This is a genomic window from Streptomyces sp. NBC_01237 (genome assembly GCF_035917275.1).
Lineage (GTDB): Bacteria > Actinomycetota > Actinomycetes > Streptomycetales > Streptomycetaceae > Streptomyces.
In genome coordinates, this window is record NZ_CP108510.1 from 1 (window position 1) to 12,183 (window position 12,183).

10 protein-coding genes and 1 pseudogene are annotated in these 12,183 nt (G+C 68.4%); 9 read left to right on the forward strand and 2 right to left on the reverse strand.

Features of this window, described 5'->3' with window-relative positions:
* The first annotated feature begins 696 nt into the window (after positions 1–696).
* The 3 genes from OG251_RS43225 (at position 697) to OG251_RS43235 (ending at position 6,879) form a co-directional block, all read left to right on the forward strand.
* On the forward strand, positions 697–3,219 hold the full coding sequence (locus tag OG251_RS43225; protein ID WP_326681542.1) for a DEAD/DEAH box helicase: 2,523 nt from the start codon (positions 697–699) through the stop codon (positions 3,217–3,219).
* A 40-nt stretch (positions 3,220–3,259) separates the two neighbouring features.
* Entirely contained in the window at positions 3,260–4,405 is a 1,146-nt protein-coding gene (locus tag OG251_RS43230) for a hypothetical protein (protein WP_326681543.1), read from the forward strand.
* A 626-nt stretch (positions 4,406–5,031) separates the two neighbouring features.
* Positions 5,032–6,879 (forward strand): hypothetical protein, encoded by a 1,848-nt coding sequence (locus OG251_RS43235; protein ID WP_326681544.1) that lies wholly within the window; start codon positions 5,032–5,034, stop codon positions 6,877–6,879.
* A 236-nt stretch (positions 6,880–7,115) separates the two neighbouring features.
* Here OG251_RS43235 and OG251_RS43240 read toward each other — a convergent pair whose 3' ends face one another.
* Positions 7,116–7,562, reverse strand: coding sequence for a hypothetical protein (locus OG251_RS43240; RefSeq protein ID WP_326681545.1), 447 nt, complete (start codon positions 7,560–7,562; stop codon positions 7,116–7,118).
* Positions 7,563–7,895: 333 nt separating this feature from the next.
* On the opposite strand from OG251_RS43240, the pseudogene OG251_RS45150 reads away from it, so the two are divergent.
* From OG251_RS45150 to OG251_RS43265, 6 genes and pseudogenes are all read left to right on the forward strand, one after another.
* Positions 7,896–8,030, forward strand: a pseudogene (locus OG251_RS45150) (helicase associated domain-containing protein); the annotation flags it as partial.
* A gap of 38 nt (positions 8,031–8,068) precedes the next feature.
* The gene (locus tag OG251_RS43245; RefSeq protein WP_326682813.1) at positions 8,069–8,632 is read left to right on the forward strand and encodes a helicase associated domain-containing protein; all 564 of its coding nucleotides are present in this window, start codon (positions 8,069–8,071) and stop codon (positions 8,630–8,632) included.
* A gap of 12 nt (positions 8,633–8,644) precedes the next feature.
* On the forward strand, positions 8,645–8,752 hold the full coding sequence (locus OG251_RS43250) for a helicase (protein WP_326681546.1): 108 nt from the start codon (positions 8,645–8,647) through the stop codon (positions 8,750–8,752).
* A 119-nt stretch (positions 8,753–8,871) separates the two neighbouring features.
* On the forward strand, positions 8,872–9,264 hold the full coding sequence (locus OG251_RS43255; RefSeq protein WP_326681547.1) for a hypothetical protein: 393 nt from the start codon (positions 8,872–8,874) through the stop codon (positions 9,262–9,264).
* 311 nt (positions 9,265–9,575) lie between these two features.
* Positions 9,576–9,851 (forward strand): hypothetical protein, encoded by a 276-nt coding sequence (locus OG251_RS43260; protein ID WP_326681548.1) that lies wholly within the window; start codon positions 9,576–9,578, stop codon positions 9,849–9,851.
* 253 nt (positions 9,852–10,104) lie between these two features.
* Entirely contained in the window at positions 10,105–10,938 is an 834-nt protein-coding gene (locus tag OG251_RS43265) for an SDR family oxidoreductase (RefSeq protein WP_326682741.1), read from the forward strand.
* Positions 10,939–11,364: 426 nt separating this feature from the next.
* On the opposite strand, the gene OG251_RS43270 is transcribed toward OG251_RS43265, so the two are convergent.
* Entirely contained in the window at positions 11,365–11,982 is a 618-nt protein-coding gene (locus OG251_RS43270) for a hypothetical protein (protein ID WP_326681549.1), read from the reverse strand.
* Positions 11,983–12,183 lie beyond the last annotated feature (201 nt).

The window sequence follows — 12,183 nt, forward strand, 5'->3', positions numbered from 1 at the left end:
GTCCCTACGCGCTGCGCGCGTAGCAGCGGGCCAGGCCCCTGCGGGGCCTGGCCGCTCCCGCTCCGCGTGAGCGGAGGCGGTTCACTGCGTTCACCGCCAGGTGGCACGCGCTCCGCGCCCGCCACCCAACCGCAGGGCAGGCGGCCCGCGTTGCGGGCCGGGGCCGGCCTCCGGCCGACCCGTGGCCTCCGCTGCGCTCCAGCCACCCCCCAGACCCCCTGTCAGCCCCAGTACAGCCAGGGGGTGGGTGGGCCACGCTCCGCGCGGCCCACCCACGGGCCTACGGCCCAAGCAGCAGCAAGGAGGAGGGGTGGTGGTGACGGGTGGTCGGGCGAGTGGCGCATCGCGGGGGCCGATCGCCCGCAGAAAGGGAGCGGACTGAGGGGGTGTCAAGGCGCTTGATTGGCTTGCGATAAGGCAAGACTAGCAGCTTTCGGCCACGTTAGAGGGAATCTCACGATTCTGTGTGCTTCATTTTTGGAGCCGAGATAAGCTATGGACTCAGAGCACACCACCCCGGACCGCCCCGAAGGGTTATCGAGATCCACCACACGGCCTTGCTGGTGCTCCGGTGAGGCAAAGCAACCACCCGATCGCGTCAGTCCAACCGTAGCCCTTGCAGCTCCTCTACGTGCAGGTTTCCCGTTTCCCGCCGCTCGAATCGACCGGACGGCATCCCAGGAGAAGGCAGGCGATATGTCGAGCACAGACCGCGTTGACCAGCGCGAGGCAGCCCAGCGAGAAGCCATTGACGCGGTCGTGCGTGCCCTCGAATTGCCTGCAAGATCACTGGTGCCTGAACGGGGGCTTCGAACGCAGGTGATCATGGCGACCGGGTCCGGGAAGACGCGGGTGGCGGTCCGCAGCGCGGAGGAGCTCCACGCGGGCCGTGTGCTGGTGCTCGTGCCCTCGCTGGACCTGCTCGCCCAGACCGAGTCCGCGTGGCGCGAGGGGGGCCGCCGGGGGCCGATGATCGGGGTGTCCTCGCTGCGGGGTGAGGAGGTGTCCTTCCCCAACACCACGGACGTGGACGAGCTGGTGGAGTGGACGCGGGGCCTGGACAAGGTGACCGTGTACGCCACGTACGCCTCGCTCGGTCTGGGCACACTGGAACGCGCGCACGCCGGGGGCCTCGCGGCTTGGGACCTGATCGTCGTGGACGAAGCCCACCGCGTTTCGGGCCGGATCGGGAAGCCGTGGGCGGTCGTCCACGACAACCAGAAGATCCCCTCCCTGCGCCGCCTCTACATGACGGCCACGCCCCGGCTGTGGCAGCTCGGGGACGAGGACCAGGACGGCGCACCCGGTGAGCTGGTCGCGAGCATGGAAGACGACCCCGACGGGTCCTTCGGCAGCAGGGCGTTCACTTTGACGCTCTCGGAGGCCATCGACCGGGGAATCTGTGCCCCTTACCAGGTGGTGTGCGTGGACGTCACCGACACCGCGCTCCAGGCCGCGCAGCTCCTGGGCGCCGAAGGCCGCTCGGCAGAGGTCCGCGGGGCGCGGCTCGCCGCCCTGCAGACCGCGCTGGTGAAGGCGTCCTCGGAGGAGGGCTTCCGCCGCACGCTGGTCTTCCACCACATGGTGAAGGAAGCCGAGGCGTTCGCGGCCGGCCTCCCCCAGGTCGCCGCGCAGCTGCACGCCGCCGACCCCGAGCTGTACCCGAAGACGATCTGGGCGGACTGGCTGTGCGGGGACCACAAGCCGCTCCACCGGCGGCGTCTGCTGGGCGAGTTCGCGGCCGGGATCGCCACGGACGGCACTGTGGTGGAGAAGTGCTTCCTGTGCTCGGTGAAGGTCTTGGGCGAGGGCGTCGACACCAAGCACTGCGACTCGGTGTACTGGGCGGACGTGCGCGGCTCGATGCCGGACCTGGTCCAGGCCGTGGGCCGGGCACTGCGGACGCAGCCCGGCGAGGGCAAGACGGCCTCGCTCGTGGTGCCGGTACTGCTCGGGCCGGGCGAGACAGCGGACAACATGCTCACCTCCCGGGCGTACGGCGGGCTGGCCAAGCTCCTGGAAGCGCTGCGGGCCCACGACGCGCGGATCGTGGAGAGCCTCGCGGAGCAGCAGGCCCCAAGCCGCTACAAGCCCGTAGCCAAGGACGAGAACGGGAAGAGCACGGACGGGAGCGGCAAAGGCTCCGGAGGCGTGAGTGCCCCCGCCAAGGCCCTGCTGAAGTTCTCCACGCCCCGCGACCCGGCCGCCCTCGCGGCGTTCATCAACTTGCGCGTCGTCAACCCGGAACACGCGCACTGGCGGCGCGGTGTGGAGGCCGCCGTCATCTACGCCCGCGAGCACGGCGACCTGCGGGTGCCGTTCACGTTCCGGGTGCCTGCCGTCGACGATCAGGAGGCGGAGGGCGAGGGGTGGCCGGTCTCGCTCGCCGGGTTCCCGCTGGGGCAGTGGACCGCCGATGCGCGGCGGTTCTACGCCCGCGGGGACATGGACGAGGACCGCATCGTCCAGTTGGAGAAGCTCGGCATGGTCTGGTCCCACTTCGACGTCGCGTGGGAAGAAGGTCTGTCCGCCGCGCGCGGGTGGGCCGCCGAACACGGCCACCTCCTGGCCCCGCTGGACGCCACGTTCCAGGGCGCGAAGGTGGGCATCTTCCTGAAGAACGCGCGGGCCGCCGCCCGGAAGGCTGCCGAGAACGAGCAGCGGCGGGCGGAGGGCCTGGCGGTTCAGTCGTCGGCCGGGGCGCTGTCGGACTCCCGGCGCGAGCAGTTGGAGGAGATCGACGCGTCCTGGTGCCCGACGTGGCCGGTGACGTGGCAGCGGTGCTTCCACCTGGTGCGGATGCACCTGGACGCCGGTGGGACGCTGCCCACCGGGGCGGGTGAGGTCCTGCGCCAGGGCGAGGATCTGGGCCGGTGGGTGACATCGGTGCGCTATGGGTGGGATCAGCTCACGACCGTGCAGCAGTGGATGTGCGAGCAGGTCCTCGGGATTACACCCGCAACCGAGGAGGAGAAGCCGAAGCCGCGACCGACGCAGGCCGACAAGTGGACCGCCAACCTCGCGGCCGCCCAGCAGTTCTACGAGCGCGAGGGACACCTCCAGGTGCCCCGCAAGCATGTCGAGACCGTGCTCTCCGAAGACGGCTGGGAACTCCAGTTCCGTCTGGGGGCATGGGTCAGCAACCAGCGGAGCCGGGTCGCCACGCTCACCCCGGAACGGATGGAACAGCTGTCCACGATCGGGATGCGGTGGTCCTGACGATCGCCGTCATCAACAGCCACGATCGCAAGGAGAACTGATGCACATCACCCCCACCGACGTGGCGCGCGGAGCGATCGGCCGGCAGGCCGAAGGGCTGGACGTGGAAGGAGCGCGGGCCAAGCGGGACGGATTGGTGCGGTTGATCGATCGGCAGCGGACGCCCGGCACACCGGAGCACGCGGACCTGCGGCGGCAGAACCCACTGATCGGCGGCTTCGAGCAGGACGACTGCTTCAGCGACTCCGTCGCCGATCGGGTGGCCCAGCACTTCGAGACGATGGACGCCAAGGTCAGCGAGTGGGATCGGGTCATCGCCCTGCTGGAGGAAACCGGCGGTGCGTACGCGGCCGCGCAGGATGCCGTGCAGACCGCCTGGGCAGCCGACTACGAAGAGCGCCGGACCACAGCCGTGGGTCGGCACCGGCAGCAGCTGGCTGAACGGCGGGCGTCCGAGCAGGACCGGCTGCACGGCATGCCGGTGCACCTCGGGGCGGACACCGCCGCAGCCGCCCGCCACCTCGCCCAGCGCATGGGCGCCATCCCCGAACACCTGGCAGCCGAAGTACTCCATGCGGTCCTCGCCGGTGCCGCCGTCCGGGCCGACGGCACACTTGCACTGCCCGCCGTGTCAGTCATGCCCCGTCAGCAGCTGGTATCCCCCGCCTCGGAGAAGACGCCGGTGAAGCCCCCAGCCCCGTCCTCGGTGCCAGCGCTGGAGGCGAAGGACATCCTGGCAGCGGCGGAACGGTTCCCGTGGGCCCTGGCCGCGCAGGGGACACGTCACTGGCCGGACGGAGAGTTCCTGGACGTCGCGCTGAGAACGGTGCGCACCCAGGAACACGACGGGTACATCGAGCGCCTGGACATGTTCATCGAGCAGCACCGCCGCCGCCTGGAGGAGCTGCTTCGGGCGTACGGGCCGGGCAGCAGGCCCGCCTCGCACGGCCGGTACACGCTGATCGGACAGCCCGAGACCCTGGTCATCCTGGAGCGGATGGAGACCAACCCGTTCGCTCTGCGCGGCCAGTGGGAGAAGGAAGAGGAGACCGTGCTGCTGGACGACCTTGAGTTCGCGTGGGGCCGCGCATCCGCCTCAGCCGGTGAGCAGCCGGGAAACAGCAGCGGGGCCAGGCAGGTAGGCCGCACGCCGTGCCTACCCGTGCACCGCGGATCGAGCCTGTGATCAGAGAGCGTCAGGGTCGGCGGCCCGGGAGAGCGCGCGTGCCGCCTGGGTCAGCGCGGCCTGGGTGAATTGGCGTGTCTCGCTGGATAGTGGCGCCGTTGTCCTGGGCACGACGCACAACAGTGGCTGAAGAGGAGTGAACAGTGAGCTACGGCGGAGGCGGCCCAGACTGGGCAATGATCGGTGCGAAGCGACGGGCAGAGCAAGAGGCTTCAAGTGCTCGGTCGGACGCGGGGCAGTGGAGGGCACGAGCAGAGGCGTTGGCCACCCATATCTACGAAACGGCTGATCGAATCTGCCCTGCGCACATTGCGGGCGACTGCCAGTGCCGACGGTGCTGGGAGCACCGCGTTGCCAAGATCTTCGGCATGGGTGCCGCAGGTAGGTCGGGACCCACCACCGGCGCAGGTCCTACGGACCCGTTCTGGAATCTCATCAACAAGATTTCGCGGGAAGCCGAGGAACGCCGTTAGACAACCCTGGGGCGCCGGCTGTCGCCCTGCGGGTGTCACGGCATGTGGCTTCCGGTCCGGGGGCGTGTTCGGACGTCACCCGGACAGCGGAGCGTCGTTTATCCGCTACAAGCACCGCGCGGGGAGCGCGATGGAGTCTGCGGGAGGCATCTGGTGGTCACGCTCAACGTCGAGTGCGAGCTGTTCGAAGTCGACGGGGTGGTGCATGAGTTGCGGTTCGGCGCCCCAATGGCCGCGCTGACCGGGGAGACCCGTTCGGGCAAGAGCACCGTGCTGGAGGTCTTGGGGTGGACGCTGGGGGTGGACGGCGCGAAGCTGATGTCGGCTGCGGCGGCGTGCAGCCGCGTCGGGTTCGTTGCCCGCATCGGGGGGTCACGGTGGCGGATCACCCGCAGCACGGTGGACCGCTCACAGGACGTGAGTTTCACCCACAGCACGCTAGGCACGGAGGAACATCACCCGGTCAAGCGCAGCGAGGCCCGCAGGTCTGCGGCTGACGTTTTCCAGGATCTCCTCGGGATTCCCAGGCTGGGTGCGGGGCGTACGCGCGTCACCCTGGATCTGCTGATGCCGTGGTTCTACGCACGCCAGCGGGACCTCCCCAACGACTACCTCGGCGGGCAGAGCAAGGAGCAGCGCAGTGCGGTGGGGCGGGTGCTGCTGGGTGCCGATGACGAAACGGTCGACGCGCTGCGCCAGGAGGCCGCTGGCAGGACGAAGGAGTGGCGGTCGGTGAGTAACCGTGTGAAGAGGATTCTGCGTGATCGGGAGGAGCGTGAGCTGCCGTCGGTCGAGGATCTTCAGCGCCGTGCCGCTCAGTGGACCGCTCAGCAGGAGAAGGCGTCTCTCAGGGCGAGGGAGGCGGGTGTGGTTCTCAGCCGTTTGCATGCCGAACTCGCGGCGCTCCAGAAGAAGGCGTCCGTGGCGGAGGAGGCGCGGGGTGTCGCTCGTGCGGCTGCGGACGAGCGGGAACGTACGGTGCGGCTGCTGGAGGCGGCCGCGGCCGAGGCCCGTGGCCGTCTGGCTGGTCTGCGGGAGGCTGCTACCGACCCGAGCCTGTGCCCCCAGTGCGTGCAGTTGCTCGATCTGACGGGGCTGTCGGAAAACGACTGCCGGGTATGCCGGCGGCCCGATCCCAAACGCCAGGACCGCGCCGAGCAGTTGAAGCGGCGGATGTCGCAGGCGCAGGAGGCTGCTGAGCGGGCCCGGGAGGCAGCCCGTCGCGCGTCCGAGGCCGCTGATGCCGCCCGTGGGCGTGCTCGCGATGCCGATCGGGCCGTGGTGGAGGCTTCGGCAGCCGCGCAGGTCTTCGCCCAGGACGTGGTCGCGCCGCAGCAGCAGACAGTGGTCGAGGCCGAGGCTGCCGTGCGTGAGCTGGCCGCACGGCTGGAGCAGAACGCCGAGCACCTGCGGGAGCTCGCGGAGCTGACCGAGCTGCGCGGGAGGCTGCCGCAGCTGGAGAAGGACAAGAACGCCGCCGAGGCCGCGTACGCCGCAGCACGCAACGACACCGATCTCATGGTGAAACAGGGCACCGACCGGTGGTCCCACCACATGCTGCGCCGAATGCAAGCATGCGACCCGGAGATCACCACCGTCTCCATCGACCCGGCGGACTTCTCCGTCACGATCAACGGCAGCGCGTTCGACGCGCGGGCCGTCGCCGGTCACGGCATGACCCGCACCAACGTCAGTGTCCTGCTGGCATTGCGCGACACCGCCTTGGAGGTCCCCGCGATGCCGGTGCCGCAGTTCCTGATCGTCGACGGCCCCTTCACCGGCCTCGGCAGCAGCCCGGAGGACCAGCGCACCGGGGCCGCGCTGCTCGACGGCCTGACAGACCTGGCCACGTCCGAGGACCTCTCGGGCGCCGGCGGGCAGGTCATCATCGCCTGCACCGAACTGCACGGCACTCCGGGACCAGCCGTCCGCGAAATCCGCACCAACTTCACAGACGGCGCCATCCCCGGGCTGCCTCCCCGACAGCCCACCACAAAGTAGGAGTCGGCAAAGTCCTCGTCGCACCACAGCCCATCCAGCCGGTCTCTCACCCACATCGCTGTCGTGCCACCCGGGTTCCTCGCCCGCGCGATGTGCGCGGTCAGAGGGGGGACTTGCTCACCGACGGGGACGGACGGACAACAGGCAACTCGGCAACTGCATCGGCCACTGGGACAGCCCGAGCACGCCCGTTGATAACGCTGCCGCGCTGGGAATCTCCAAGTTCCCCGACAGAGTCAAGGGCTCGTGTTCTCGCACGGAAGACCCGGGGGAGTGCCCGCGGGCAGGAAGCGTTTGCGCTCCTCCTCGGTGTAATCACGCCCGGCCGAGGAGCAGAGGTGGGGAAACCAGTTCGCGCGATCAAGGTCGTAGGTCTGCCGCCAGCCCTTGGCGTAGGCGACCAGGCGGTCTTCGTGGATGATCGCTGTCCGCCTGGTGTCGAGCACGGTGGGGATGGCGCCGATATGACGGCCTGTGTCAGTTGCCCACAGATCGTAGCCGCCGGAGGATTCGGTGATCGCTGTGCCGTCCGAGGTCAGAGAGACCACGTTGTCCAGGCGGTCCACGGCCATGGGGTGCCCCGTGGTTTTCCGCTGGTCCACGGTCCATTGGCGGACGGTGCCGTCCGCGCTCTGCACCAACAGACTCCGGCCGTCGGCGGAAAAGACGAGGCTGCGTTGCATGAAGTCATGGAAGACGGGGCTGATCGCGTCACCGGACAGGACCCCGATCCGTTGGCCGGCGAGGGTGTCCCAGAGTTGGATGGTGCCCCGGGTAACGCCGGCCCTGGTGACTACCGCGACTTGGTGCGGGTGGTCCGGTCGTGGCACCAGCTGTCCGGATGAGCGGAGGGGCGAGATGAGCGCCCCGTTCGTGTGCTCGACTTGCATGGGGCGTCCCACTTGTAGGCCGGTGACGGAGTCCACCCGTAGGAGCGAGCCTCCAACCGTCAGAGCAGCTATGTCGCCGCCCGCCAGAGGGGTGACCCAGTCCAACGCGCCGAGCAGCTTTCCGATATCCGTGCCGACGTCGAGGACAGGAACGACAACGGGGGCAGGGACGGGGGCGTTTTTCCGCTGGGGCGATGGCTGTCCGATCAGCGGCGGGCGATGCGGGCCGGGACACTGCTCCCCGAACGGGCGGCGGACCTGGAGGAACTCGACATCGTCTGGGACCCGGCGGACGCGGCGTGGGAGGAGAACTTGGGTGCCGCACGTGCGTACTTCGCGGCGTACGGAACACTCGCCGCACCCGTGACCGCCGCGATAATGACCGGCCCTTCGGACAATGGCTGGCCAACGCCCGGAAGAAGGGCGGAATCGGCAAGGACCTGGTGCGGGCGGAGCGCCGGGCGGAGCTGCTCGCCGCGATCGATCCGGACTGGCGGCCGGACTGGCCGGTGGACTGGCAGCGCCACTACACCGCCCTGGCAGGTCTTGTGACGCCCGGGGAGGTGCTCGGGGAAGTGGCGGCCGGGACGGTCGTGCACGGCATGGACGTCGGCCGGTGGCTGGCCACGCAACGGCAGGACTGGGACCGGCTCGCCGTAGGGCAGCGCGAGCGCCTGGCCCTCCTCGGCGTCACGCCCGCACCACGGCCGGCCACCCCGGCCCGGAAGACCCGGCAGAGGCAGGGGGCGGCGGCAGGCGGTGCGTCCGAGCGAGGTATCGCCGCGCTCACCCAGTACACCGAGCGGGAAGGAACGCTCGTCGTACCCCGGCCGTGGAGCGAAGAACTGCCCGACGGAACATAGGTATGGCTGGGTGTGTGGCTCTCCAACACCAAGAGCCGACGCGACAAGCTCACCCCCGAGCAGCGCCAGACCCTCGCCGGGATCGGAGTCGACTGGGCGTGGGGGCGGGTAGAAACCTGAGCGCGAGGTGCTTGGCATCTCTATACTCATCGCGTCCCAGCGGTCAACTTGCATAGGAAGCAACTACCTTGCGTAGAACACGAATAGCGACTGTCCTCAGTGGTATCGCCGCCGCAACATTGCTCACAATCAGCAACGCCTCGGCGGGCACCATCGAGGAAAACCTTGCCGGCACCAAGGCACCTCCGTTCAGTGCGGGCAAATGGGTGTGCGCGCCCCCCAACTCCGTGGGGAAGGGCTGTTTCCGCGAGGACGGGGACTGGTTCGAGATCGTCGACGAGAAGGAGGACGGGCACTCAACCGTGGTTGTCTGGCACAGCGTCTACCCCAGGAACCAGGCGACCGTTCGACAAGGACTCATCTGGCACACCGGTGGATTCCAGACGTATCGATGGACGAACAAAAACTTCGAAGAGGGATGGAACCTTGAGTTCCGTGTCTGCGCCGGCGAGTACGGCAACCGGCACATCATCGAGAACAGCTGCACCCAATGGAAGACAACTAAATCCTGACACCACTCACGGCAGCCCGCACGCTCCCAGCACGCGGGCTGTTCCCGGAACCCCGCAGATAGCCGCCCAGTGGGTGTGGAGTGGGCGTGACACCGGCCGTAGCCGGACCGTTGAACCGATCCGAACGGCACTGCACAGAGAGGCCCTGGGCGAAGCGCCCAGGGCCTCGTGCTGTCAGCGCCTTACGGCCGGGGGGCACCAGAAACCCAGGCATGGGTGCCCAGGATCTTCCGTTCGAATCAGGCACTTCCCGGGCCGCTCCTGACGTTGTGCGAGGGAGAACACCCGCACCGACCGGAGGAACCACCCCCATGCAGAACAGGGCCGAGCCCGCCGTCGCCCGCAGCGACTGGTACGTACGGGCCCGCGTCAGGATCATCCGCGACCACACCGCCGTCACCGAAGACCCGGCCGTCCACCGCCACTTCGCCCAGGGCGAGGAACTCACCCTCACCCAGTGGGGCAGGGCCGGACAACCCGTCAGCGACACCTGGTGGACAACCCAGAACACCAACACCGCCCACACCGTCCCCGACGGCCACGTCACCGTCCTGAGGATCATCGACGAGACATCACCCGCCGGGTAGACCGGGCGACGGAAGGACGGGCATGTCTACCGGCCTCCCCTCATGAACAGGGCCGAGGCCGAATGGACAGGCCCTTCTCCGACTGCTCGCTGTCCGCCGCGACGGTCCGTGTCGGCGTACACGTGAACGTGCACAGCCGAGTACGGATGAACGTGCCCACCTGCGGGCATGGCCAGGCGTCTTCTTGACCTGAAGCGTGATTGAGGTTCTAGCGTGTCGCCTACTCGATCATCTGACGATGGGAAACACGCTCGTGATCCTCGTGACCGGAGCCACTGGAAACATAGGCAGTGCCCTGCTGAAGGAGCTGCACGCACGCGGTGTCGGGCCGCTGAGAGGGCTCACCCGTGATGCCGCACGGGCCGTCTTCCCCCAAGGGGTCGAGGCTGTGGAGGGCGACTTCGCAGAGCCGGCGTCGTTGAAGCCCGCGCTGGAGGGGGTGCGCTCGCTGTTTCTTGTGTCGCGCCTGGGCTCGGACGCCGACATCCTCGAAGCCGCCCGGCAAGCGGGAGTGGAGCACGTCGTGTTGGTCTCGTCCATCACCGTCCAGACCCACCCGCACCTCGGCCCCGCCGACGAGAACCTGGCGGTGGAGCAACTGCTCAAGGAAACCGGCATGGCCTGGACGATCCTGCGGCCGACGCAGTTCGCGTCGAACGCCCTGATGTGGGCTGCGTCCATCCGTGGCCGCAGGACTATCCGCGCGCCGTACGCCGAGACCGCGCTGCCGACCATCCACCCCGCGGACATCGCATCGGTGGCACGAGTGGCACTGACCGAGCCCGGCCACCACGGACGCACGTATGCCTTGACCGGGCCAGAGCCGATATCCGCCCGACAGCAGGTCGAGGTCATCGCGGCAGTACTGGGTCGGGAGGTTCCCTTCGTCGAGATCAGCCGTCGGCAAGCCCACGAGCAGATGGTCGAGGTCTTCGGGGCCGAGGCCGCGGACGCGGTGCTCGACGTTACCGGTGGAGACGTGAACCCCGAGCTGCTGATGGTGCGCGACACGGTTTCTCAGGTAACCGGAACGCCGGCTCGCCCGTTCCGGCAGTGGGCTTCGGAGAACGCCGACGCCTTCCGTTGAATCGCCAGGGCCTGAGCACGTTCATCCGTACCCAGGTGTGCATTTTCAGGAGTACGCCGACAGTCCGGAGCTCCGCGGCGGTCGTGGCCACCTCCGCCGTCGGGTCACCCTGCTCCACCGCGACCCTGCCGAGACTGTGGGCGGCCCCGCGGTCTCCCCAACACCCGGTCCTCAGACCCCCCACCCTGCGACCAGACCGCACCCACCAGCCTCACTGCATAAGAACCCTCGAACCTTAAGACAGCGCCACCCACCATGAGACAACGCCTCATGACAGCAGAATCTCTCACCTCATGACAGTGAAACCAGACGATCGACACCGCCCTGACCAGCAACAAGAACCCACGCCAACAATCCCCGCCGCTGACCCTCACCACCACTGACACCAACCCGAGAGATCGCACCCTCCGGGGCCGTGGGGTGACGTCAGTCGTCGAACCAGACGACGAGCCTGACGTCGTCGTCGCCGTGCAGTTCGGCGAGGGTCCGCATGACGGTCCAGACGGGACCCCACTCTTCGTCCGGCACGGCGTCACCGCGGCTTAGGCGTTCAACACGGAACATCTGGTCTCCATCGATCCACCGGGAGCCCTCCGGGAAGTGCAGCTTGGGCCGGCCCGCGATGTAAGCCGGCTGTCCGCAGAGCTCGACGAACCGGCGAGGAGCGGAGTAGTGCCGCTGGAGGAACTGCCAGCCGCCCTGCGGGTCACGGTAGTACTCGCGGATGTAGGCATCGGGCTCGGCGGACTCCTCATCCCAGTCGACCCGCTTGATCTCCGCCCAGCTGACCCAACTCGCGCTTCGCCCGCCCGTCGTCCCATGCCCGTCGCGGACACGGTTCGACACGTCCTCAGGCAGTCCACGGACAGGAGCCACCGGCACGAACTGCTCGTTGTCGCAGACACCGAGCAGACAGCCAAAGGCGTCGTAATTCCTCGGCACTTCCAGATGGTCCAGGTCGATAGCGGCGTGCCAGAACGAATCCGCCTCATGGTCCCGATAGTCACGATGACACTCGATGAAGCCCCAGATGTCTCTACCCATACCGCGATAATGCCTGGTCCAGCCGAGAACTCTCGCTCTCGTGACATGAGCAGTCGCTCCCACGGCAGCCGTTCAACCACATGTCGGTCAAAGAGCAGCAGCAGCCACTTGGCCATCTCATGACAGCGGACCAGACCGGCCACCACACGCATGACCAGGAAACCGACAACAGAACGCGGCTGACGCACAGCCGCTGCCACC

Excerpts from the sequence above, each read along its gene's own strand:
- OG251_RS43240 (WP_326681545.1), bottom strand. The coding sequence starts at position 7,562 with ATGCAACGCAGCCTCGTCTTTTCCGCCGACGGCCGGAGTCTGTTGGTG.
- OG251_RS43225 (WP_326681542.1), top strand. The coding sequence starts at position 697 with ATGTCGAGCACAGACCGCGTTGACCAGCGCGAGGCAGCCCAGCGAGAA.
- OG251_RS43260 (WP_326681548.1), top strand. The coding sequence starts at position 9,576 with ATGCAGAACAGGGCCGAGCCCGCCGTCGCCCGCAGCGACTGGTACGTA.
- OG251_RS43230 (WP_326681543.1), top strand. The coding sequence starts at position 3,260 with ATGCACATCACCCCCACCGACGTGGCGCGCGGAGCGATCGGCCGGCAG.
- OG251_RS43270 (WP_326681549.1), bottom strand. The coding sequence starts at position 11,982 with ATGGGTAGAGACATCTGGGGCTTCATCGAGTGTCATCGTGACTATCGG.